General features: G+C 61.0%; 18 protein-coding genes. 5 read left to right on the top strand and 13 right to left on the bottom strand.

Annotated elements, in window-relative coordinates:
• Positions 1 to 33: 33 nt before the first annotated feature.
• The 5 genes from OHL16_RS03290 to OHL16_RS03270 form a co-directional block, all read right to left on the bottom strand.
• A complete protein-coding gene (locus OHL16_RS03290; protein ID WP_263365635.1) occupies positions 34 to 939 on the bottom strand; it encodes a dimethylarginine dimethylaminohydrolase family protein in 906 nt (301 codons plus the stop codon).
• Positions 940 to 1,172: 233 nt separating this feature from the next.
• A complete protein-coding gene (locus OHL16_RS03285; RefSeq protein WP_263365634.1) occupies positions 1,173 to 1,352 on the bottom strand; it encodes an Rcat domain-containing protein in 180 nt (59 codons plus the stop codon).
• Positions 1,353 to 1,546: 194 nt separating this feature from the next.
• A complete protein-coding gene (locus OHL16_RS03280; RefSeq protein ID WP_263365633.1) occupies positions 1,547 to 2,734 on the bottom strand; it encodes a hypothetical protein in 1,188 nt (395 codons plus the stop codon).
• Positions 2,735 to 2,884: 150 nt separating this feature from the next.
• Positions 2,885 to 3,910, bottom strand: coding sequence for a CPBP family intramembrane glutamic endopeptidase (locus OHL16_RS03275; protein ID WP_263365632.1), 1,026 nt, complete (start codon positions 3,908 to 3,910; stop codon positions 2,885 to 2,887).
• Positions 3,911 to 3,938: 28 nt separating this feature from the next.
• Complete coding sequence (locus OHL16_RS03270) at positions 3,939 to 4,796, bottom strand: acetyl-CoA carboxylase carboxyltransferase subunit alpha (protein ID WP_263365631.1); 858 nt, start codon at positions 4,794 to 4,796, stop codon at positions 3,939 to 3,941.
• A 179-nt stretch (positions 4,797 to 4,975) separates the two neighbouring features.
• Between OHL16_RS03270 and OHL16_RS03265 the strand changes: the two genes are divergently transcribed.
• Positions 4,976 to 6,478 (top strand): aldehyde dehydrogenase family protein, encoded by a 1,503-nt coding sequence (locus tag OHL16_RS03265; RefSeq protein WP_263365630.1) that lies wholly within the window; start codon positions 4,976 to 4,978, stop codon positions 6,476 to 6,478.
• Between the two features lie 49 nt (positions 6,479 to 6,527).
• On the opposite strand, the gene dnaE is transcribed toward OHL16_RS03265, so the two are convergent.
• On the bottom strand, positions 6,528 to 10,064 hold the full coding sequence (gene dnaE / locus OHL16_RS03260) for a DNA polymerase III subunit alpha (RefSeq protein ID WP_263365629.1): 3,537 nt from the start codon (positions 10,062 to 10,064) through the stop codon (positions 6,528 to 6,530).
• An 85-nt stretch (positions 10,065 to 10,149) separates the two neighbouring features.
• Here dnaE and OHL16_RS03255 point away from each other — a divergent pair, with 85 nt between their 5' ends.
• Positions 10,150 to 10,536 carry a DUF3592 domain-containing protein gene (locus tag OHL16_RS03255; protein ID WP_263365628.1) on the top strand — a complete coding sequence of 129 codons (387 nt, stop codon included), beginning with the start codon at positions 10,150 to 10,152 and terminating at the stop codon, positions 10,534 to 10,536.
• Here OHL16_RS03255 and OHL16_RS03250 read toward each other — a convergent pair.
• Positions 10,533 to 11,570: a M20/M25/M40 family metallo-hydrolase gene (locus OHL16_RS03250; RefSeq protein ID WP_263365627.1), complete on the bottom strand. Its 1,038-nt coding sequence runs from the start codon at positions 11,568 to 11,570 to the stop codon at positions 10,533 to 10,535. The genes OHL16_RS03255 and OHL16_RS03250 overlap by 4 nt on opposite strands.
• Before the next feature lie 77 nt (positions 11,571 to 11,647).
• Between OHL16_RS03250 and OHL16_RS03245 the strand changes: the two genes are divergently transcribed.
• Positions 11,648 to 12,334: an alpha/beta hydrolase gene (locus OHL16_RS03245; RefSeq protein WP_263365626.1), complete on the top strand. Its 687-nt coding sequence runs from the start codon at positions 11,648 to 11,650 to the stop codon at positions 12,332 to 12,334.
• Between the two features lie 28 nt (positions 12,335 to 12,362).
• Here OHL16_RS03245 and OHL16_RS03240 read toward each other — a convergent pair whose 3' ends face one another.
• Entirely contained in the window at positions 12,363 to 13,232 is an 870-nt protein-coding gene (locus tag OHL16_RS03240) for an alpha/beta fold hydrolase (RefSeq protein WP_263365625.1), read from the bottom strand.
• Between the two features lie 329 nt (positions 13,233 to 13,561).
• Here OHL16_RS03240 and OHL16_RS03235 point away from each other — a divergent pair, with 329 nt between their 5' ends.
• Both OHL16_RS03235 and OHL16_RS03230 read left to right on the top strand, forming a co-directional pair.
• Positions 13,562 to 16,534 (top strand): ATP-binding protein, encoded by a 2,973-nt coding sequence (locus OHL16_RS03235; protein WP_263365624.1) that lies wholly within the window; start codon positions 13,562 to 13,564, stop codon positions 16,532 to 16,534.
• A complete protein-coding gene (locus OHL16_RS03230) occupies positions 16,527 to 17,975 on the top strand; it encodes a sigma-54-dependent transcriptional regulator (RefSeq protein WP_263365623.1) in 1,449 nt (482 codons plus the stop codon). Before OHL16_RS03235 ends, OHL16_RS03230 begins: the two co-directional genes overlap by 8 nt.
• 167 nt (positions 17,976 to 18,142) lie before the next feature.
• Here the strand turns inward: OHL16_RS03230 and OHL16_RS03225 are convergent, their stop codons facing one another.
• From OHL16_RS03225 to hpnH, 5 genes are all read right to left on the bottom strand, one after another.
• Positions 18,143 to 19,249: a zinc-dependent dehydrogenase gene (locus OHL16_RS03225; protein ID WP_263365622.1), complete on the bottom strand. Its 1,107-nt coding sequence runs from the start codon at positions 19,247 to 19,249 to the stop codon at positions 18,143 to 18,145.
• Positions 19,212 to 19,943, bottom strand: a complete 732-nt coding sequence (locus OHL16_RS03220) for a phosphorylase family protein (protein ID WP_263365621.1) — start codon at positions 19,941 to 19,943, stop codon at positions 19,212 to 19,214. Before OHL16_RS03220 ends, OHL16_RS03225 begins: the two co-directional genes overlap by 38 nt.
• Complete coding sequence (gene hpnA / locus OHL16_RS03215; RefSeq protein ID WP_263365620.1) at positions 19,940 to 20,956, bottom strand: hopanoid-associated sugar epimerase; 1,017 nt, start codon at positions 20,954 to 20,956, stop codon at positions 19,940 to 19,942. Before hpnA ends, OHL16_RS03220 begins: the two co-directional genes overlap by 4 nt.
• A 70-nt stretch (positions 20,957 to 21,026) precedes the next feature.
• Entirely contained in the window at positions 21,027 to 21,473 is a 447-nt protein-coding gene (locus tag OHL16_RS03210) for a hypothetical protein (RefSeq protein WP_263365619.1), read from the bottom strand.
• A gap of 2 nt (positions 21,474 to 21,475) precedes the next feature.
• On the bottom strand, positions 21,476 to 22,606 hold the full coding sequence (gene hpnH, locus OHL16_RS03205) for an adenosyl-hopene transferase HpnH (protein ID WP_263365618.1): 1,131 nt from the start codon (positions 22,604 to 22,606) through the stop codon (positions 21,476 to 21,478).
• Between the last annotated feature and the right edge of the window lie 43 nt (positions 22,607 to 22,649).

Below are 22,649 nucleotides of genomic sequence, written 5' to 3'. Positions count from 1 at the left end.
CATCTCTTTCAATATCATGCCCTGACTAACGCTTCAGAGCGAGGTCTGAACCGCGTTGGTCACCTTCGTATCGCTGAGCCGCAGCGCCAGCGCCTTGGCTGAGCCACCGCCGCGCAGAAACTCCGTCAGTGCAAGCTCCGTAACCTCATAGCCCAGCCCTCTAAGGCGTTCCGTCAGGCCGTTGCCGGCCCCGCTCATCAGGATGCTGCGGCCTACGTTGATCACGTTGCAGGCAAAGTGCGTCGCCTCAGCCTCGGTCACAGCAATCCGCTTATCGGGACCGTACGCAGCCTCGATCTTCTGCAGCGAAGGTGCATCAAAGGCCGCCGGGAAGTAGAGCAGATGGCCGCCGCTCAGGAGAGCGAAACAGGTGTCCAGGTGGTAGAAGCGGGGATCGATCAGGTGGAGCGAAGTCACCGGCGTATGCCAGGCGTCAGCAACGTGACGATGGCTCTGGCGGCACGTGCGAAGGCCGTGCGCAGCCCAGAGATGATCGCCCGTCGCGTCAAACAAAGCGTCTCCCTCGCCCTCAAAAGCGGTCTCACGAGGTGTCTCCCACACCAGAAAGCCCGCCTGCTCAAACCAGCGGCGCAGAGGAGCCTCCTCGGTCTGGCGCTGCGGGTGAGCGAAGCTGGAGAGCGCCGCGATCCCATACTGAACCAGCGCACCATGGCCAACAAACACCATGTCGGGCGATCCCGGACGGCCGTGAATCAGCCGGATGTCGGCAACACGCTGCAAGTGCCGGTAGAGGTTCTTCCATTGCGCAAAGGCCTCGTCACGCGAGGGCCGATGCAGGTTTCCGGCCATCCATGGATTGATCACATAGTCGACGTCATACCACTCTGGCGGACACATCAAGTAGGTTGGTCGATCGAAGTGAGGGAGGGAAGAAGGGCTCGCGGGCGAAGATGTTGCTACGGGGGAGATGCTTGTCATAAAAACCAGGGTTCCTACTTTCCGCTGTAGAGTCTGCCCTTCCGAAAGGACGATCGTCAAGCGGTGTAACAACCATTTCTTGTACAACTTTGGTTCCGGAGTCCAGCACTCCGGACGGATTGGTGCTTGCCCCTTCTGAAGGCGCAAGACTCAAGCCAAACCACGCGAAGAAGGCCCTTGAGAGGGCCTTCTTCGCGTGGCTATAACTGCTTTGGCTCGCGTTAGTTAGCGACTTAGAGCTTCTCGAAGAACTCGCATGCCGAGCAGGAGATGTACACTCCGCCCGGGGTTCCGCGCTCGCGATCCTTGACGCGTTTCACGATACGGGTGGGCTTGGAGCACTTCGGACAATCGGTGCTCTTGTTGGTATCCATGACCTTCTTACGGTCGCCGGTCTTGGCAATCTTCGCCATTGTGTTTCTCCCTGAAACAGATGTTGTTACGAATATCTGACCCGCGCGCTGGATGAGGTGCCCGCCAGCCCTGGGGGCAGGAGGTCAGGTCATCCGGAACTTCTCGTGTTTGATCGTGCGGGACAGACCGCGACGGAGATCGGAGGAGAAGAACTGCGGTTGTGGCTCCCTACGATTTTACACGAATGAGAGGCTTAGCGGAGGTTCGTAGGGTATGGAGCCGGTCCCGGCAGCCTGCCGCTTGTGATTGAGGGCCGACCAGCCTTGGGGCCATCAGCGGACGGCGACGACGGGTCGCTCGAAGTCCCGACGGATGGATCGGACGAGGAGCCGGGGGGCGGCGGAACCGGACGATTGTCCTTTGGATACTGCACATTACCCTGACTGTTCGCCGGAGCGGCCTCTCCCGGCAGTCGGAGCGACGGAGCCGCCGCAGTTCCCTGGCCGTCGGGCTTCTTGTCTCCCATCGCGATCTCGCGCGTATCCGCCGGATCGCGGGAGCCTCCCATCTCGTCCTTGTCATGAATCTCTACCGGCTTGCCGAGGACTGCGATCTCCACAACGGTCACGCGATCGCCCACAAAGCGAACGAAGCGAACCGTCTGCGGAACGTGGCCATAGATCCACTCTTCATACCGCGCACCGTTCGGGTCGCCGCTTTGCTGCTCGCGCAGCTTGCTGTCCGGAGCGCCAAGCGCGGCCAGAACCATACGGTGGTTCATCCCGACGAGCACCTCATGTGCAGAAATTGCGTCTCGCAGCTTCGACGGAAGCGTATCGGCATAGGCCTGTTCGCTCGACTTCACGCCAAAGTCGATCACAGGTACAAGCAGCGCCTTAACCTCAGGAGCAGAGATCTCTGGGACGAAGCCTGCGAAGACGAGGGTGACCCGCGCTCCAGTCGGCTGTTCCGCCGGGGCTGCGACCACAGGATTGTCGTTCAGTTGAATGTGGCTCAGAAAACGGTGCTTCGCATACGGGCCACCATTCAGATCAAGAATGATGCGGTCGCCCTTGATCTCCATCGCCGTAATGACGACCCGGTCCCCGGGTGCCGCGGCCTCGCCCTTCTGGTACACCATCCTGCGGTACTCTTCCGGGTTGGGTGAGAGCGTCCCGTTCGCATGCAGCGTAACGCCGGAACCTCGGGGCAAGGAGCGGTGCGCGAAGCCCTGCTCCGCCTCAAGATTGCGTACCAACTCACGCCTGCCGCGCTCAGTCATCCGGTCAGTTGGCAGAGAAAGATTGGTAGGGGTGAAGTCGGTGGAGATATCCGCAGTTGCCGTCTTCTCTCCGACGACAAAGACCTGAGCCTGAAGAGGAACTGAGACGAGACCGATACATCCGGCGATGAGAGCCCATCTGTACGTGCGCGTTCTCATGGAAGCACCTCAGACACACACAAGCTTGCGCCTTCTCTTCTTGTTTGACAAGAGAACCGGTCATCTGGTTTGCAACAGAATGACGGGTACAGACAATATTTTTTCAAACGGACGCCAACAAGCCCGGAAACCAGGTCCCGCAAACCCGATTCAGCCCTTCGGCTCGTCTCCGGCAGAACGTCCCTGGGGAGTGGAAGGCAGAATCTGTACGAGAGATGCTGCCTGCGACTGTTGCTCCATCGCGGAATGGGCAGGCGGCGGGGCTACATCCATCGGATAGCCTCCTGCAACAATGGGCGCGTGGGTGTAATGCCAGGCGAAGTCGCGCGTAACCCGCACCAGAACAACAATCGCCGCCGCAAGCGCAACAAGACTGAAAAAGCCTGCCTCCGGCCCGAAGTCGCCGCCGGCAAACCACGTCCGGCCAAAGGCGCTCGACTGAATGACCGTCGAGGTATCCACCGAGCCCGCAACGGGGAGGCCAAAGAGGATGCCAAGACTCGCATTCCAGGCAAAGTGCAGCCCCCACGGCAGCCAGAGGCCATGCGTACGCAGCCAGCCAACCGCCAGCAACACCCCCGCCAGAAATGTAAAGAGGAACGCCCCCGTGGAGCCACCGCCGCCGATCACGTGAACCAGGCTGTACAGCGCAGCCATCACTACGGTCGCGCTCGTCGGGCCGATTGCCTGAATCAGGCACCGGAACGGATACCCACGAAATACCACCTCTTCCGCAAGCGTCGCCGCGGCAACAGTTGCCAGATTCACGAAGATCAGCCCGAAGGCGCGCGGCTCAGTCCAGAACCCTGTCGAGAGCGCCCCGGTAACGGCAAGCGGCAGAACCGCCAGAACAGCCGCTCCCCAACCAATCGCCGCGCCCAGCAGCCACTCCCGCGATGCCGTAGCTCGCCTCGGCAGCCCCAGAAGCTCACGCAACGAGACAGGACGGCGTGAGATGTTCGCCAGCAGCGAGAACCCGATCGCCAATAGAAACAGCAGAAACAACGCGCCGAACAACGGCCGTGCGGAGTCGACATTGAACCGGTTCGTCAGTCCTCTCGCGGACCTTCCCGCCAGCAACAGCGCCGACAGATACCAGGCCATGGCTGTCCCGGCCAGCGCAATCGGCAGCATTCGCGAGGTGCGGTCGGTACGGGTCGAGTCGAACGCGGACAACGTGTTGGCTCCGAGGCGGTGCAGGCTGCTAGGCCGTGGTGTAGAACTGCGCGATATTGCGGAACTTGCGATACCGCTCTTCAAGCAAACGATCGATAGGCTGCGCAAGCAGCTCGCCAAGGTGATACTGCAGCTTCTCGTCGAGCATCGCCACTGCCGCGGCAGGATCGTTCTGCGAGCCGCCTTCCGGCTCCGGCAGAACGTCGTCCACGCATCCCAGCGCGCGGACATCTCCGGCTGTGTACTTGAGCGCGGCGGCCGCCTGCTGCTTTTTGCCGGCGTCCTTCCACATGATGGACGCGCAGCCCTCAGGCGAGATCACCGAGTAGATCGCATTCTCCTGCATCAGCACCCGGTCTGTGACGGCAAGCGCCAGGGCTCCGCCCGAACCGCCTTCGCCCGTGATCGTGGCAATCGTCGGCACGCGCAGGCGCGACATCTCGAGCAGGTTGCGGGCGATCGCCTCGCCCTGACCCCGCTCCTCAGCACCAATCCCCGGATACGCTCCGGCAAGGTCGATAAACGTAAAGACCGGTCTGTTGAACTTCTCCGCGATTTTCATCGCACGAAGCGCCTTGCGGTAGCCCTCTGGATCGGGCGAGCCAAACTTCCTCGCCACGCGGTCCTTGAGCGTCCGTCCCTTGAGGTTGCCGATCGCCATCACTGGCTCGCCATGAAACCAGGCCATCCCGCATGACATGGCCGCGTCGTCGCCGAAGGCGCGGTCGCCGTGAATCTCGCTGAAGTCCGTAAACAGGGCCTGGATATAGTCCATGGGATAGGGGCGCTGCGGGTGCCGGGCTAACTCGGTCTTGCGCCATGCCTCGGGCACGCTCTCGGCCGGAGGATGCATGTGCGCCAGTCTGCCTGCTTCGTGTTCTGCCATCTGCCTCATTGTATCGGAGAGCATCAGGCGAAAGCATCCGCAGAGAGCACCTCGTAAGGCCTTTATCTGCCGCGACGCATAACAGAGAGCTTGCGCCGGTGTTATAGTTCCTCGTTCCAAACTCCGGGAAGAGGGCCTTCGTCTAATGGCGCATCTCTCCCGAAACGAGGGGAGCCCTCATGGCAACACTTGCACTTGATCCTCGTCTCAGTACAGTCACCGCATCGTTCGTAAACGGCAAACACAGCATGCTCATCGACGGGCAGTTCGTCTCCGCCGCCAGCGGAAAGACCTTCCCTGTCTATAACCCAGCCGACGGCGAAGTCATCTGCGAAGTCCCCGAAGCCGAAGCCGCCGACGCTGATCGCGCCGTACGCGCCGCCCGTAAGGCCTTCGACAGCGGCCCCTGGTCAAAAATGACTCCTTCCGAGCGCAGCCGCATGATCTGGAAGCTGGCCGACCTGTTCGAGCAGCACGCAGAAGAGTTCGCCGAGCTGGAATCACTTGACAACGGCAAGCCTGTCTCCGTCGCCCGCGTGGCCGACGTCCCGCTGGCAGTCGACCTCTTCCGCTACATGGGCGGCTGGTCGACGAAGCTGCTGGGCAACACCATTCCCCTCTCCGCGGGCCTCAACTTTCACGCCTACACCATGCGCGAGCCGATCGGCGTCGTCGCGCAAATCATCCCCTGGAACTTCCCACTGCTGATGGCCGCCTGGAAGCTTGGCCCCGCGCTGGCCACCGGTTGCACAGTCGTGCTGAAGCTCGCCGAACAGACGCCGCTCTCCGGACTCCGTCTCGCCGAACTGATTCAGGAGGCGGGCTTCCCCGCCGGAGTAGTCAATATCCTCACCGGCTTTGGCGAAGGCGCAGGTGCTCCTCTCGCGCAGCACGACCTCGTCGACAAGGTCGCCTTCACCGGATCGACCGAGGTGGGCAAGCTGATAGCCAAGGCCGCGACCGGCAACCTCAAGAAAGTCACCCTCGAGCTCGGCGGCAAATCGCCCGCCATCATCTTCCCCGATGCAGACATGGACGTTGCCATCGCCGGCGCGGCCTCTGCGGTCTTTTTCAACCAGGGCCAGTGCTGTTGCGCAGGCTCGCGTCTGCTGGCGCACGACAGCGTCTTCGACCAGGTTGTCGAGGGCGTCTCGAACATCGCAGGCAGGATCAGGATGGGACCGGGACTCGATCCCGCGACCGAACTGGGGCCACTCGTCAGCCAGGAGCAGTTCGAGCGCGTCACCGGCTATATCGACTCCGGTACAAAGCAGGGCGCGAAGATTGCAGCGGGCGGAAAGCGGCACACCGACCGCGGCTACTTTGTACAGCCCACCGTCATCAAGGACGTCAAGCCGGACATGAAGGTCGTCGAAGAAGAGATCTTCGGGCCGGTCGTGACGGCGCAGAGCTTCTCGACCGATGCCGACCTCGAGCGGCTGGCGGCGCAGGCCAACGACACAATCTACGGGCTCGCGGCGAGCGTCTGGACGCGCGACATCTCAACCGCACACAAGATGGCGCGCAAGATCCGCGCAGGCACCGTATGGGTCAACTGCCACAACGTCTTCGACGCCGCACTTCCCTTCGGCGGATACAAGCAGTCCGGCTGGGGGCGCGAGATGGGAGCCGAGGTCCTCAACAACTACACCGAACTGAAGGCTGTCACGATCAAGCTGTAGTTAGTGGGCAGAACACGCAAGGGGGAGCCAAGCGGCTCCCCTTTTATGGTCAATCAATGATCCGCACGCCGCCTCGACCCACCAGCTCTTCCACTCGATCAATAAAGAGCCGGTCCGCTGCGACTGCCACATTCTGCGGCTCCAGCACAGCACAGAACTCTCCCGGCTCCTCCAGATCCAGCAGCAGCTTGCCCTTGCCAGGAGCACCAACAAGAATCGCGTGCAGCTTCTCCAGCAGAGCAGTATCCGGACTGTGCAGCGGAACCTTGATCCGCAGCGCCTCCGGAAGCTTGATCTTCACATCCTCCAGTGCCTGAATGCTCGAGATCGCGAGCTTCGGCGCCGAGTCCTCTTCTCCGCGCAGCACGCCCTTCACCAGCACCGGCACATCGATCTTCAGCTTCTCAGCCAGCTTCTCGTAAGACTGGGGAAAGGCGATCAACTCGATCTTCCCCGTCGTGTCCTCAAGCGCAGCCTGAGCATACAGCTCGCCTGACCGCTTGGACTTTGCCACCTTCAGCCCCGTGATCACGCCGGCAATCGCGATCTCATTCTGCTGCGTCTCATCCCGGCCACGCCGGAAGACCTGCGGCTCAGGCTTCATCTCAATCGCGGTCGCCGTATCGACAACCTTGATGTTGCGCAGCTTCTCCTTGTACTTGTCGAGCGGATGGCCCGAGACAAAGAATCCCAGGACCTCCTTCTCGTTCTGCAGCCGCGTGTGCTCGTCCCATTCAGCAACACTCGGCAGCGCGTCCTCACTCTTCGCTCCCGAGCCAGCATCGGAATCGAAGATCCCGAAGAGCCCATGCTGTCCCGCCGCGGCATCGCGCTGCGACTTCTGCGCCCGCTCCATCGCCTTATCGAGCGCCGCCGTCGTCTGCGCGCGCGCGCCGAAGGCATCCATCGCTCCAGCCTTGATCAACGACTCCAGCACACGTTTGTTGAGCCGGCTCAGATCGACTTTCTCGCAGAACTCCCACAGGCTTGCGAAGCCCTGTTTCCCTTCCTCTCGAAGCGCCGCGCGCGCCGCAATAATCGATTCAATGGCGTTGTGGCCGACGTTCTTGATCGCCGCCAGGCCAAAGCCAATCGCGCTTCCCTTCTCCGTCCTCACCGGAGTAAAGTTCGCGTCCGAAACCTGAACATTCGGCGGCACAACGTCGATGTCCATCTCGCGGCACTCGCCGATGTACTTCACGACGTTCTCAGGCTTGGAGGTTTCGCTCGTCAGCAGAGCAGCCATAAACTCCACCGGATAGTGCGTCTTGAGCCATGCCGTGTGGTAAGCAAGCAGGGCGTAGGCCGCCGAGTGCGACTTATTGAAGCCATACCCCGCGAACTGCTCCATCAGATCGAAGAGTGCCCCGGCCTTGTCTTTGGGGAACTTCCCCGCAACGGCGCCGGCCATAAATGTGTCGCGTTGCTTGGCCATCTCCTCAGGGTTCTTCTTGCCCATGGCTCGCCGGAGAAGGTCGGCGCCGCCGAGCGAGTAGCCACCGATGGCGGAGCTGATCTGCATGACCTGCTCCTGATAAACGATGACGCCGAGGGTCTCCCTGAGAATTGGTTCCAGCTCGGGAAACATGTACTCGACCGCGCGCCGTCCCCACTTGCGCTCGATGAAGTCGTCGATCATGCCGCCCTGGATCGGCCCAGGCCGATAGAGCGCATTGAGAGCCGTGAGGTCTTCGACCGTGTTCGGCTTGTACCGCCGCAACACGTCACGCATTCCGCCGGATTCAAACTGGAAGACGCCCGACGTCAGCGCTCGATGGAAGACCTGCTCATAGGTCTTCTCGTCATCGAGCGGCACCTTCGCCATGTCAATGACCTCGCCCGTCGTCTGCTTGATGAGATTCAGGCAGTCATCGATGACCGTCAGCGTCGTCAGCCCGAGGAAGTCCATCTTGAGCAGGCCCATCTTCTCGACCGCCTTCATGTCATAGGCGGTAACGATGGCCTGCTCCTTGGTATGGGTGACGGGCACAAGCTCCGTGAGCGGCTTCGGCGCAATCACGACACCGGCCGCGTGAACTCCCGCGCCGCGCACAAGCCCCTCGAGCCGCATCGCCGTATCGATCAGTTCCTTGATCTTGGGATCGGCGTCGTAGGCCGTCGCAAGCGGACCCTTGTCCTTCAGCGCCTCATCAATAGTGATCCCAATCGTCGCCGGAATCATCTTGGCGATGCGGTCGACCTCGCCGTAGGGCATCTCGAGCGCGCGGCCCACATCCTTGATCGCGGCCTTCGCTGCCATGGTGTTGAACGTGATGATCTGCGCGACCTGATCGTTGCCATATTTCCGCTTGACGTACTCGATCACCTCGCCGCGCCGGTTCATGCAGAAGTCGATATCGATATCGGGCATCGACACGCGCTCAGGATTCAGGAAGCGCTCAAAGAGCAGCTCGTTCTGCAGCGGATCGACGTCCGTAATCTCCATCACGTACGCGACAAGCGAGCCCGCAGCCGAGCCACGGCCCGGTCCCACAGGAATCCCCTGCTCTTTCGCGTAGCGGATAAAGTCCCAGACAATCATGAAGTAGCCAGGGAACTTCATCTGCTTGATGCAGTCGATCTCGCGGTTCAGTCGCGCCTCGTAATCCGCAATCGACTTGCGCTGCAATCCGCGCTCACGTAGATGCGCAACAGCCGTATCAAGCCGCTTGCGCAGCCCGTCACGGCACACCTGCTCGAAGTAGCTGTCGAGCGTGTGGCCTTCGGGAACCGGAAACTCCGGAAACGGATTATCGACCTTATTGAGCTTCACGTTGCAGCGATCGACGAACTGCATCGTCCGTGTGCAGACCTCGGGATTGTCGGCAAACAGCCGGTGCATCTCCTCGGCCGACTTGATGTAGAACTCCTGCGTGTCGAACTTGAAGCGGTTCGGATCGTTCATGCTGCCCGCGGTCTGCACGCACAGCAGAACCTCGTGGGCGCGGGAGTCATCATCCGCCACATAGTGGCTGTCGTTCGTCGCGATCAGCGGAATCCCAAGCTCGCGCTCCATCCTGTAGAGCGCCTCGCGAACGGGCTTGTCCGGCTCGAGGCCGTGGTCCTGCACCTCGAGGAAGAAGTTGCCCTTGCCGAAGATGTCCTCAAAGCGCCCGGCGGAGCGCTTGGCCTCCTCGTACTTGCCGGCCATCAGGTGCTGGTTCAGCTCGCCTGCAAGACAGCCCGAAAACCCAATCAGCCCCTTCGCATGGCGCGACAGGAACTCCTTCGAGACACGTGGCTTGCGATAGAAGCCATGCAGCGCAGCCTCGCTGGTGAGCCGCACGAGATTACGGTAGCCCTCTTCGTTCTCTGCCAGTACAAGAAAGTGGTTGTAGCCGCCCGAGAGCTCGCGATGATCGCCAGTCTCCGACAGATACAGTTCGCAGCCCAGGATCGGCTTGATGTTCTTCTTCTTCATCGCATCGAAGAAGTGCACCGCGCCGTAGATATTGCCGTGGTCCGTCATGGCCGCGGCTGTCTGGCCAATCTTGCTGAGGTGGCCAGCGAGCTTATCAACATCGCAGGCGCCGTCGAGGAGAGAGTAATCCGTATGCAGGTGAAGATGAGTAAACTCGGCCGCCATACCTCTATCTTAAGCCCGCCGTAGCTGAGGAAAACACGTCCCTAATTGAGGAGGAAATAGGCGCGCGTATTAGAATTTCCAGCAAATGGGCGGCCTACTCCGCTTCGATCGGATTCGCCACTGGCTTCACCGTAGAAGCTTTGAGAAGAAGCTGCGTTCCGCGCGCAGCTGGCCAATGGCCAGCGGTGAGGTCAATCATTGGGCGGTTGTAGACGCCGAAGACGACGCAATGACAACTGCCACCCCCTTCCAGATTGAAGCGAGCTTCCATTTCATCGTCAACGGCGAATACTACGGCGGATACTTCCGCAGCGTCGGCTTAGTACACAGGCAGGCCGAGACGTTGGCCACGGGAAACCCAACTGTCAACGTTCGCTATAACCCCGCAGATCCGGATTCGGCCGTAGTTCTGGCCGAGGATAACGAGAGCAATCTTCCCTTTCGTATCTTCTCGCCATTGCAGGATACTTAGGAGCGCACAAGCTCCTCCGCGAGCTGAAAATACAGATCCACCGCCTCCAGCAGCTCCTTCTTCGCGATCCTTTCATCCGGCGTATGAGCCACATGGATCGACCCGGGCCCCAGCAGGAACGGCTCTCCCCACGCCGTCAGCGAGGGGATGTCCGTGGTGAACTTCGCGACCATCGTGGGCAGGTTGCCGACCTTGCGCATACGCACGAAAGGCAACTCAAGCGAAAAGGTCACGTCGGCACGGTCGCCAACCGTCTTGACGATGTTCTGCTTGGTCTCGTCTGCCGGACCAACGAGACGAATCAGCAGGTGCGCCTCGGCCTTGTCGGCGATAACGTTCGGAGCGCGGCCACCCTCGATCAACCCGATGTTCAGCGTCGATGGCCCGATCTCCGGCTCGGCCGGCAGCGGCATGGCGAGCACGTCGTGCAGCGCCTCGACCAGCTTATCGATGGCCGACTCGCCCAGCTCCGGATAGGCCGAGTGTGCCATCTTCCCCTTGGCGCGCAACTCCACGCGCAGGGCTCCCTTCGAGGCCAGCGCGAGACGATTGTCAGTCGGCTCGCCGTTGATGAGAAACCTCGAGCCCTTGGGATGCTGGTTCGCGACATCCGCCCCCACCGAATCGCGCTCCTCGCCGACGACGAAGAGGAGCCCAACCTTCACCCCGGCCTCGCGGAGACGATCCGCAGCGGCGACCTGCGCGGCGATGATTCCCTTAGCGTCGCAAGCGCCGCGGCCATAGAGAAACTCGTCGTCCTCGCGGCAGCCGAAGTACGGTGGCACCGTGTCCATGTGGGTCGAGAGGACGACGTCAGGCGTCACGCCTGGCAGCGCGGCATAGACATTGAACCGCTCGCCATCGCCTGCTCCAGGCGTAAGCGCTCGCTCGGGCTGTGAAACAGGCATGCGCTCGACCAAATAGCGCTGGGATGACAGAAATTCGTGCAGAAAGGCTCCGGCCAGGCCCTCGTGATACGTGGTGGACTCGATGTTGACGAGGCGCTTCGTGAGCTGAATTGGATCGACGGGCATAGCCTCCAGCATACGATACGGTCGCCGCCGCTCCTGGCCATTCATCCCGCCGCTGGATGCTCGGTAAACTAGGAGAGATGACGCAAACTTCCGCCTCTCACATCCGCTACATCGATGACCTGCAAGGGCCCGCCGGAAAACTCGAATGTGTCCTCAACACGGGCCGCGCCGATGCGCCCTACGCCGCGCTCGTCTGCCATCCGCATCCACTTGGCGGAGGCACCATGCACAACAAGGTCGTCTACCACGCGATGAAGGTCTTCTCCTCACTTGGCCTGCCTGTGCTGCGCTTCAACTTCCGAGGAGTCGGCCTCAGCGAAGGCGACTTTGATCACGGCAACGGCGAGTTCGACGACGCCCGCGCAGCCATTGACTGGCTCGAGGCAAACCAGCATCTCCCCATCCTGCTCGCTGGCTTCTCCTTCGGCTCCTTCGTCGGCCTGCGCGCAGGCTGCGGCGATGCTCGAGTGAAGGGCCTGATCGGGCTCGGCGTTCCCTTCCGCGCCGAAGGCCGAAGCTACACCTACGAGTTTCTCGAAAACTGCACGCAGCCCAAGCTCTTCATCAGCGGAACAGAGGACCAGTTCGGGCCACGCGACGCCGTCGAGCCGATGCTCACCAAAGTCGCCGATCCCAAGCGCCTCGTCTGGATTGAAGGCGCCGAGCACTTCTTTCAGGGAACGCCCTCTTCCCCCGGCCCCAAACTTGATCAGATGCAGGCACAGCTACGCCTTTGGCTGCACGATACCTTCAGTCTGGGATAACGATTTGGGACAACAAATCGCCGGCCGGCTAGACGCCGGATCGCTTCCCCGCTACAGGGGTCGAGAGCCAATCGCGCATCGCGTAATTGCACGCCTCCGGCATCTCCTCGAACGGAATATGCCCGGCTCCTGGTACGACAACAAGACTCGAACGCTTCAACGAGCGTTGCAGCAGCCGTGCTGAAGCCAGACCCACCGCACGGTCTCGATCTCCCCACACCAGCAGCGTCGGCTTCTCCGCAAGCTTAGCCAGTTCTCCGCGCAGCTCTCGCATATCCGCCGACCATCCACGGACGATTCGAAGTATATGGTCGATCGTGCCCGGCACGCCCAGCCCTGCGATGTAGCCGTCCAGCGCGTCGTCCGTCACCCGCGACGGATCGCCGTACATCCGGCTCAGCGCCACAGCCTTCAGCCTCCGAGGCAGAAACGGAATCTGCTTCGCCAACCACATCCCGAACTTCGTTTGGTAGAAAGCGACTAGGCCACGACCCAGGTTGCAGTATGGGTTCGCCGGGGCAAACAGGATGAGGCGTCGCACACGGTCCGGATGCCTCGCCGCAAGCATCATCGCAACGGCTCCGCCATGTGAGTGTCCCGCAACGTCGCCCTCGCTCACTCCGAGAGCATCCATCGCGGCCACGATACGGTCCGCTGTCGCCTCAAGGCTCGGATCAATTCCCGGGACCCGATCAGACTCCCCCATGTTGCAGAGGTCCAGCGCGAAGACATTCGCATGCTGCGCGAGAAAGTGGATGTTCCGGTGCCAGTTGCGCGCCGAACCAACTAGTCCATGAAGCAGCACCAGCGGATATCCTGCGCCGGAACGCTGGTAGTGGATCCGGGCCCCACCCACTGTCACAAAACCCTCTTCCACCCTGCCAACCTTCTGCTTCACGTCAGCGCCTCGCAGCCTGGAACTCTCTTGCCGAAGGACGGTCTCCCGGTCCGCCGATCCGACTCGTCAACCGGATAATGTTACAGCAGGATTAATATTTACTGGTCACAATTTCGACGAAAATCTTCCCGAAGCCCGTCAAGTTCTTGTCCGTGAACCGTCAAAATTGCAAAGAACCAGCTATAGAAGATCTCTAGATTAAAGAATAGGTTATGATTTTCTGTAGAGTGTAACCGCAACAGGTTGCGCAAACTACGCATTCATGTTGATCATCTGTTTGGCAATGTATGTGCTTAACAAATTGATAACAGGCCCCTGACGGTTATCGAATGAAAGACGCTGCCCAAACGCGCATTCTGGCTATCGCACTAGCGATCGCGACCTTGGCGGCCTGCGTCCTGGCGGCAATCAATTTCAAGAGCGAAGGCGGTTTCGACGTCCCGACCGACGGAATCTGGTGGGTCGAATCCACAGGAGGCCTCAAGGCGGAGCGCGTCCCTCCCGGTTCCCCGGGTGAGCGTGCCGGCGTTCGCTCTGGCGACGTTCTGGTAGCAGTCGACGACCATCCCACCGAGCGCCTCGCGCCCTTCGTTCGTGAAATCTTCCACCGCGGCATCTGGGCCAACGCAACCTACTCCATCCTTCGCCCCATGCCCCACGCGAGCGACCTCAAGGACGCTCCCCGGCTCGACATCCAGGTCATCCTCGAGCCCACGGACCGCTCAATCAACCAGGGCCTGCGGTTCATCGCCCTCGTCTACCTCTGCATTGGCATCTACGTCCTCTTCCGGCGATGGACAGCCCCGAAGTCGACGCACTTCTACGTCTTCTGCCTCGTCTCGTTTGTCATGTACTCCTTCAAGTACACGACCGAGCTCGACCTGTTCGACACCATCATCTACTGGGGCAACATCGCCGCGGTTGCCATTCAGCCTGCGCTGTTCTTGCACTTTGCCGTCAGCTTCGTCGGCGACCTCAAGGAGACAGGAGCCGGCCGTCTCAGGCGGCGTCTGCTAAGCGTCGCCCTCTATGTTCCAGGCATTCTGCTCATCGGCCTGCAGCTCTGGGCCCAGCACTTCTGGTCAGCGACTGAGATACTTCGTCACCGCCTCGACCAGATCTCGGTCGGCTACCTTGCGCTCTACTACGTCATCGCCGCCGTGGTCTTCCGCTACCGCTACCGTCGCGCCGAATCCGCCCTCGAGCGGCAGCAGCTCAAGTGGCTCACGCGCGGAACCCTGCTGGCCGTCACACCCTTTACGCTGCTCTACGTTATTCCCTATCTGTCTGACTGGACGGTTCCGAGCCTGCTCACCAAACTGGCTGGCCTCTCGCTCGTCTTCCTTCCGCTGACGTTCAGCTGGGCCATCGTGCGTTACCGCCTGATGGACGTCGACCTCATCTTCAAGCGCGGCGTCACCTACACGCTGGCCACCGCTGCCATCGTCGGCGTCTACTTCGGCCTCGTCGCGCTAACAGCCGAGATCGTCCACACCCGAGCGCCCTTCCTGGGCACATGGGGCCTGTTGGCCGCAATCATGATTACGGGCCTCGTCTTCGACCCGTTGAAGCGCGCCATCCATGCATGGGTTGATCGCATCTTCGATCAGAAGCGCGTCGACTACCGCGAGACGCTGGTTGAGTTCGGCCGTGGCCTTAACTCGCAGACCGACCTCCGCGCTCTCCTCGACTCCATCGTCGAGCGGCTCCCCCAGACGCTCCTCGTCACCCGCGTCGCCGTCTTCCTCGCCACAGAAGGAGATCCTCGCACCGGCGAGCGCCACTTTGAGTTGGCCGCCTCTCACGGCCTCACCAACATCGGAGCCGCGGACCTCGCAGCCCTAGATGTCCGTTTCCTCGACTTCGACCGCCCCGGCGCGAACAACCACATCTTCCTTGAGAACCCGCAGCAGGTGCTTCGCCTCTCCGAAACCCAGCGCCACAGTGCCTCCCGCCTCGACCTCAATTACTACCTGCCCTGCCGCGCAGCCAACCGCGAGGATTCCGGCACCCGCACCGTCGCCGTCATCGGACTCGGCCGCACCGGAGAAGGCGACTTCCTCTCCAGCGAAGATATGCGCCTCCTCGAATCGCTCGCCAGCTACATCGGCATCGCCATCCAGAACGCGCAGCTCTACCAGAAGCTCGAACAGAAGATCACCGACTTCGAGCGACTCAAGGATTTCAACGAGAACATCGTCGAATCCATCAATATCGGCATCTTCGCGGTCGATCTGGACGACCGCATCGAAAGCTGGAACACCCAGATGGAGGTTATGTTCGCCCGCTCCCGCGCTGAGGCCCTCCGCCAGCCCATCTCGGCACTCTTCCCATCGGACTTCGTCTCCCGCTTCAACAGCGTGCGCGAAGAGCAGGGCACGCACACGCTCTACAAGTTCCGTCTTGAGCTGCCCTCCGGCGAGACGCGCATCGCCAACATCGCCATCGCGCCTCTCGTCACGCGCAACTTCGTCACCATCGGCCGCATCATCCTCGTCGACGACATCACCGACCGCATTCAGCTGGAGGCGCAGCTCACGCAGTCCGAGAAGCTCTCTTCCATCGGCCTTCTCGCCGCCGGAGTCGCGCACGAGGTCAACACCCCGCTGGCCGTCATCTCCAGCTACGCGCAGATGCTCACCAAGCACATGCGTGATGACGCCCGTCTGGCCCCGGTGCTCGAAAAGATCACCCAGCAGACCTTCCGAGCCTCCGAGATCGTTAACGGCCTACTCAGCTTCTCGCGCACCAGCGGCAGCGAATTCACCAGCGTCGACCTCAACGATCTGCTGCGCGACACGCTCGTGCTGCTCGAACATCCGATGAAGACCGCTCAGATTCACGTCGAGACCAACCTCGACCCGCAGTTGCCCCGCATCCACGGCAACCGCGGCAAGCTCCAGCAGGTCATCCTCAACCTCATCCTCAACGCCCGCGACGCAATGCATGGCTCGCCGGCCGCCACCTTACGCATCGCAACCTTCGCGGGAGCAGGCCGCGTGCTCGTTCGAATCCAGGACTCCGGCTCCGGTATCGAGCGCGAGCATCTGCACCGCATCTACGACCCATTTTTCACCACCAAGACCAAACCCGCCGAAGGCGGACACAAAGGCACCGGCCTTGGTCTTGCCGTCAGCTATGGAATCATTCAGGAGCACGCCGGCAAGATTCATGTCGAGAGTGAAGTCGGAGTAGGAACGGCATTCCAACTCGAATTCCCCGCCTCAGAGGCGAGACCATTGACTCCGGCGGCCCATGCCAGCGGTCAACAGGAGACGGAGAGAAAGACGCTTCATGTCTGAAACCACCGAGATTGTCGCCGCGACCCTTCCAGTTCAGGGCGCCGAACCCGTACCAACCAACAGCGCACGGATCCTCATCATCGACGACGAGGCTGCGATCCGCGAGTCGCTCGAGACCATGCTGACCCTCGAAGGCTTCTCCGTCGACCTGGCAGTCGATGGCGCCTCAGGAATGGACTTCCTCGCGCGCAACCACTACGATCTTCTGCTGCTCGACCTCGCCCTGCCCGGCGAGAGTGGCCTGGACCTGCTGCCGCGCATCGTCGAGATGCACCCCGAACTTCCGGTCATCATGATCACCGCCTTCGGCACTATGGGCAACGTCGTCGACGCCATCCGCGCCGGCGCGGAAAACTTTGTGCAGAAGCCCTGGGACAACGAGAAGCTCCTCGCCGACATCCGCACTGCCATCGCGCGGCACAAAGCCGAAGAGGAGAACGTACAGCTCAAGCGCACGCTCAAGCAGCGCTATAACTTCTCGAACATCGTCGGCAAGAGCGAGCCGATGCTTCGCCTCTTCGATCTCATCGCCCAGGTTGCCCCCAGCCGATCCACGGTGCTGCTGCAGGGCGAGAGCGGCACCGGCAAAGAACTCTTCGCCAAGGCCATCCACGCCAACTCGCCACGCCGTGACCATCCCTTCGTCCCGGTCAACACCGGAGCCGTGCCATCCGAGCTTCTCGAATCCACGCTCTTCGGCCACGTTAAAGGCGCATTCACCTCAGCCATCGCCTCCAAGAAGGGCCTCTTCGAAGTCGCCAACGGAGGCACGCTCTTCCTCGACGAGATTGGCACCATGACCATGGACATGCAGGCAAAGATACTCCGCGTCCTGCAGGACCGCCGCTTCATGCACGTCGGCGGAGTCCACGAGATTCAGGTTGACGTCCGCATCATCGCTGCCACCAACGTCAATCTCCAGGACGCCGTTCGCGCCGGCCGCTTCCGTGAAGACCTGTTCTACCGGCTCAACGTCATCAACCTCGAGTTGCCTCCGCTGCGCTCGCGCCGCGAAGACATTCCTCTACTGGCATCCCACTTCCTCAAGCTCTATGCCACTGAAAACGCCATGGAAGAGCGCATCCTCTCCCCCGATGCCCTGCGCATCCTGCTGGACTACGAGTGGCCCGGCAACGTTCGCGAGCTCGAAAACGCCATGGAACGCGGTGTAGTCCTCTCCACCTCGAAGACCATCACGCCCGAGCTGCTTCCCGCGCAGCTCACCGGAAACACCTACACCGCCGCCCTGCTTGATCGGCAGCCCGACGCATCACTCTTTGACCTCATGGAAGACATCGAGCGCCGCATCATCGCCGATCGCCTCGAGCGCTGCCACTGGAACCAGACCGAGGCCGCCGAGTACTTCCGCATCCCACTCTCCACCCTGAACCAGAAGATCAAGCGGCTCAACGTAGAAATCAGGAAACGTCCCCGCGACTAGGTCGTATCGAGATATAAATACTGTGGAAGAAGTTGACTCTTACCTGAAGGTGTCATGCTGAGCGGAGCCTCTCGCAGCTTCATCGCGAGAGGCACACTCGAAGGATCTGCGGTTTGACTGTGGAGCCCCAGATTTCAACGCCTATCCGCGCAGATCCGCGGTCGCCCTCAAGGCTGGATCACAATCTTCATCGAGTCCGCCTGCGGATGCGACGCCATGTCAATCGCTGCAACTGCATCCTCCAGCGGGAACCTATGCGAGATGAGCGGCGTCAGGTCGAAGCCATTGCCATACCCTTCGAGCACCAGTCGCGCAACCTCATCATTGATCGCCACCGACGAGCTGTACGACCCCATCAGCGTCTTCTCATCCATACACACCGCCGCCGGATCAAACGGAGCCTCACCATGCTGCGTCGCGGCAAACAGCATCACGCGTCCGCCCGGCCGAATCGCATCCATCGCAACCCTGATCAGCGCATCTCCGCCAACCGCAAGTAGAGCAACATCGGCCCCCCTGCCCCCCGTAGCCGCCTTCGCCGCGGCCACAACATCGCCCCTCGCATCGAGCGGCCTGTCCAAGCCAAACTTCGCCGCAATCGCATGACGTTCGGCATACAAGTCGCTCGTCAAAACCGTCGCGCCCGTCCTCTGCGCCAGCGCAGCCAGCAGAATCCCAATTGGCCCCTGCCCGATCACCAGCACCGTCTCATCGTTCTGCAGTCCGAGCAACTCAATCGCCTTGTAGCAAGTGTTTACCGGTTCAATAAACGCCGCCTGCTCGAACGGAACGCCGTCAGGAATCTTCACCAGTCCTTTCTGCACGATCCAATCCATCACGCGGATGTACTCTGCAAAGCCGCCGCCCGAAGGCGCAAATCCCGCCGTGCAGCCTACTTTCTTGTACGTCTCACACTGCGCGAACGTCCGCTTGCGGCAATAGAAGCACTCCCCGCAAGGAATATGGTGATACGCCATCACGCGATCACCCACCACAAAGTCGCTCACACCCTCGCCGACCTTCACGACCGTGCCAGCCATCTCGTGCCCGAAGACCCGCGGAGCCGAGTGCGATCCCGTATGAATTTTTTTGAGGTCCGTCCCACAGATCCCACACGTATGGATCTTCACCAGCACCTCGCCCGCCCCGATCTCAGGCACTGGAATCGTCTCAACGCGAACATCATTCACGCCGCGATACACCGCCGCCCGCATCGTCGCCGGAACCACTAAAGTCTCAGTCAACTCCACCGGTTCTGTCTGCTCTTTCAGCATCTTTCCCTTCCATGAATGCATTAATCGTATCGCGCATGGCCTTTGCCCCAGCCGCGCTATGGCTTCCCAGTCGCATCAGCGGACCCCAGAATCCCGGCCGCACCGCAACATAAACAAGAAACGGCAGCATCCGCATCCGTCCATCTCGATCGACAAAGCGGTTCAAATCAGGCAGCCGCGCATCCCTGCCATCCGAGATCGCTTTGATACAAACCAGCGGGATCTTCCGCATCTCCGCTAGCCGCGCTACCGTGGCCGCCTCCATATCGACGGCAACCGCGCCATAGCTCTCCCAAAGGCGCGCCTTCTCCTTCGCATCGGCGACGCGCGCCGTCGTTACCAGGCGCAAGGCTCCATCAACTGTTGTGGAAATCACAAAGCTCTCCCCCGTCTGCGCATCAATCACCACCGAAGGAACGACGACAGCCTCAGGCTGAATCGTCTCGCTCAGCGCCCCAGCCCAACCCACCGAGAGCACCACCTCGAGCGCACCATCGCACTCTGCCTCTGCAAATGCCCTCCGCGCAGCCTCAGCGCCCATCCCGGCGCACACGGCAATCCACTCATCTGCGTTATCCTCGCCGCGCCGCAACACCCACTTTCTGGCCTTTGGCGTAGAAGCCTTCACCCGCTTCCAGCCTTTCACCAGTGGCTTAAGCTCCCCCGGCAGAGCCGCGATGATCCCTACTCTCATGCCTGAGCCGCTTTCCCATCAAATGCCGGAGCATACCCATTCGCCACAAACCACTCAATCGCCGAGCGCAGCGCGTTATAGATGGGCAATACCTTGAATCCAAGCTCCTGCTCGGCCTTCGCAGACGACGCAAACATCATCTTCTTTCCCATCCGCACGGCCTCCACGGTCGCGCGTGGTTCTTTGCCAAGCAGTCTGCCGGTGATGTTTTCGTCAAAGAACGCAAACCCCATCGCCACCGCATGCGGAACCTTCCGCGTCGGCGATGGCAGCCCCGTAATCGCCGACATGCGGTCAAGGATCTGCTTCAGAGTAAGGTTTTCCCCGCCCAGAATGTACCGTTCCCCCGGCCTGCCACGATCCAGCGCGACCACATGCATTCGCGCTACCTCATCCACATCGACCAGATTCAGCCCCGTATCCACATAGGCAGGAAACTTCCGGTTCAAAAAATCCACGATAATGCGGCCCGTCGGTGTAGGCTTCCAGTCGCCCGGCCCAATCGGCGTCGTCGGATTCAGGATCATCACATGCTGGCCATCACGCGCCGCCTTGATGGCCTCCTGCTCGCCGAGAAACTTCGACCGCTTGTAGTGCCCGATCATGTCGTCGATCGACACCGGCGTATCTTCATTCACAATCGTGCCGTCGGTCTTGAACCCCATCGTCGCCACACTCGACGTATAGACGACGCGCTGCACGCCCGTCTCCCGCGCCAGACGCAACAGTTCGCGCGTACCCTCGACGTTGGCGGCATACATCTCCTCGGGATCACGCACCCAGAGCCGGTAATCTGCGGCGACATGCACCAGTGTATCGCAGCCGGTCAACGCGGTTCGCAGCCCCTCAGGCTCGCGCAGATCGCCCGTGACCACGTCGGCGTTCAACCCCGCCAGGCCATCCAGCTTGCTCGTTTTCCGGGTCAGCAGCCGCAGGCTGGCGCCCTCGGACGCGTACCTCCGCGCCACATGGGCCCCCACGAAGCCTGTCGCTCCCGTAATAAATACGCGCACGTGCGTCTATCCCTGGTCTATCGGGCGAAGCTTATGATGCTGAACCGATTGCTAAAAAACTCTTCCCAGATCAGTCCAGCTTCTCCGGCTCAATCTGAATGTTCTTCTCGCCGGCAGCCTTCTTCTCCCAGTACTTCTTCACCCATGCTTCAAAGGTCTTGCCCGCAGCCGTGTCGCGGCCGCTGAAGGCCAGCGCGGCGATGTCGGAGTATGCCACATTCACCTTCTCTGGCGAGTTGGTCGGAATGACCCGGGCATAAGAGCTCTCCAGCGTCGCGCCCGACCGCCGGTCGAAGAGATACCCCTCAACCTTCGTGCCATCCTTCCGCGTGATCGTGATATCTCCGCGATAGTCGAAGGCCTTCTCCAGAGCCTCACGAGTCTCAGCCTCGCTTGCCAGCGAAGGAATCCAGCCCTCAAGCTGCTCCTTCTCGCGACCCGCTGCGACTTCGATCTCGTCGGGATTGGCGTGGGCCAGTTGCTCGATCTTTGCTGCTTCCTGCGCCTCGGTCGCCATACTTAGTCTCCTGACACTCCCTGAAGCTCGTTGCTCTGCTGCGCTGCGGCGATCTGTACCAGCGGTCCATGTTGCGCGGGCTTCCACTCGTTCAGCAGCTTCATCGCGCCATTGTCCTTATAGCTTCCGAAGAACATCGCCCTGGCCGTCTCCAGCATTCCCTTCAGCGAGCCGAACGTGTAGTTCACGCCCGAAGCCTCATAGCCCGAGTGCACCATGCAGTTCGCGCAGCGCGGATTGCCGCTCTCCGTCCCATAGTTCGACCACTCCACCGTCTCCATCAGCTCCCGGAACGTATCCGCGTAGCCGTCCTGCAGCAGGTAGCAGGGCTTCTGCCAGCCGAAGATCGAAAACGTCGGCATTCCCCACGGCGTGCACTTCAGGTCCTTCTTGCCCATCAGAAACTCCATAAACATGGGCGAAGCATTGAACTGCCAGCTCTTCTTCCGGTTCGAAAGTATCGCGCGAAAGAGCTTCTTCGATCGCGCCCGGCCGAGAAAGTGCTTCTGGTCCGGTGCCTTGTCATACGTGTAGCCCGGCGAGACCATCATGCTCTCCACGCCCGCGGACATCAGCTCGTCGAAGTGACGGCGCACGCTGTTCGGATCAGCGCCATCGAACAGCGTCGTATTCGTCGTTACGCGGAAGCCCGCGGCGACTGCAGCGCGAACGCCCTCCATCGCGATATCGTGACCGCCCTCGCGGCACACCGCGAAGTCGTGGTGCTCCTTCTGCCCATCCACGTGCACCGAAAACGACAGGTACTTCGATGGCTTGAACAGGTGCAGCTTCTCCTTCAGCAGAAGCGCATTCGTGCACATGTACACATACTTCTTGCGCGCTACGAGCCCTGCGACGATCTCCGGCATCTTCGGGTGCAACAACGGTTCGCCGCCCGGGATCGCGACCATCGGCGTCCCGCACTCTTCCACCGCCTTGAAGCACTCCTCGGGCGTCAACTCCGCCTTCAGGATATGCGCCGGATACTGGATCTTACCGCAGCCCGCACACGCGAGATTGCAGCGGAACAAAGGCTCCAGCATCAGCACCAGGGGATACCTCTTGCGACCCTTGAGCTTCTGCTTCAAAACATACGATGCAACCGTCCAGGCTTGCGAGACTGGAACTGCCATCCGTTGTCTCCTCTAAAAACTCTTCAAAATCCGAACTCTTCAA

The organism is Edaphobacter bradus (genome assembly GCF_025685645.1).
Lineage (GTDB): Bacteria > Acidobacteriota > Terriglobia > Terriglobales > Acidobacteriaceae > Edaphobacter > Edaphobacter bradus.
This window is presented reverse-complemented; position numbering and strand designations above follow the sequence as displayed.

What these genes read in the sequence shown, in the direction of transcription:
- OHL16_RS03290 (WP_263365635.1), bottom strand. Translation starts at nt 939, where the DNA reads ATGACAAGCATCTCCCCCGTAGCAACATCTTCGCCCGCGAGCCCTTCT.
- OHL16_RS03285 (WP_263365634.1), bottom strand. Translation starts at nt 1,352, where the DNA reads ATGGCGAAGATTGCCAAGACCGGCGACCGTAAGAAGGTCATGGATACC.
- OHL16_RS03280 (WP_263365633.1), bottom strand. Translation starts at nt 2,734, where the DNA reads ATGAGAACGCGCACGTACAGATGGGCTCTCATCGCCGGATGTATCGGT.
- OHL16_RS03270 (WP_263365631.1), bottom strand. Translation starts at nt 4,796, where the DNA reads ATGGCAGAACACGAAGCAGGCAGACTGGCGCACATGCATCCTCCGGCC.
- OHL16_RS03265 (WP_263365630.1), top strand. Translation starts at nt 4,976, where the DNA reads ATGGCAACACTTGCACTTGATCCTCGTCTCAGTACAGTCACCGCATCG.
- dnaE (WP_263365629.1), bottom strand. Translation starts at nt 10,064, where the DNA reads ATGGCGGCCGAGTTTACTCATCTTCACCTGCATACGGATTACTCTCTC.
- OHL16_RS03255 (WP_263365628.1), top strand. Translation starts at nt 10,150, where the DNA reads ATGGGCGGCCTACTCCGCTTCGATCGGATTCGCCACTGGCTTCACCGT.
- OHL16_RS03250 (WP_263365627.1), bottom strand. Translation starts at nt 11,570, where the DNA reads ATGCCCGTCGATCCAATTCAGCTCACGAAGCGCCTCGTCAACATCGAG.
- OHL16_RS03245 (WP_263365626.1), top strand. Translation starts at nt 11,648, where the DNA reads ATGACGCAAACTTCCGCCTCTCACATCCGCTACATCGATGACCTGCAA.
- OHL16_RS03235 (WP_263365624.1), top strand. Translation starts at nt 13,562, where the DNA reads ATGAAAGACGCTGCCCAAACGCGCATTCTGGCTATCGCACTAGCGATC.
- OHL16_RS03230 (WP_263365623.1), top strand. Translation starts at nt 16,527, where the DNA reads ATGTCTGAAACCACCGAGATTGTCGCCGCGACCCTTCCAGTTCAGGGC.
- OHL16_RS03225 (WP_263365622.1), bottom strand. Translation starts at nt 19,249, where the DNA reads ATGCTGAAAGAGCAGACAGAACCGGTGGAGTTGACTGAGACTTTAGTG.
- OHL16_RS03220 (WP_263365621.1), bottom strand. Translation starts at nt 19,943, where the DNA reads ATGAGAGTAGGGATCATCGCGGCTCTGCCGGGGGAGCTTAAGCCACTG.
- OHL16_RS03210 (WP_263365619.1), bottom strand. Translation starts at nt 21,473, where the DNA reads ATGGCGACCGAGGCGCAGGAAGCAGCAAAGATCGAGCAACTGGCCCAC.
- hpnH (WP_263365618.1), bottom strand. Translation starts at nt 22,606, where the DNA reads ATGGCAGTTCCAGTCTCGCAAGCCTGGACGGTTGCATCGTATGTTTTG.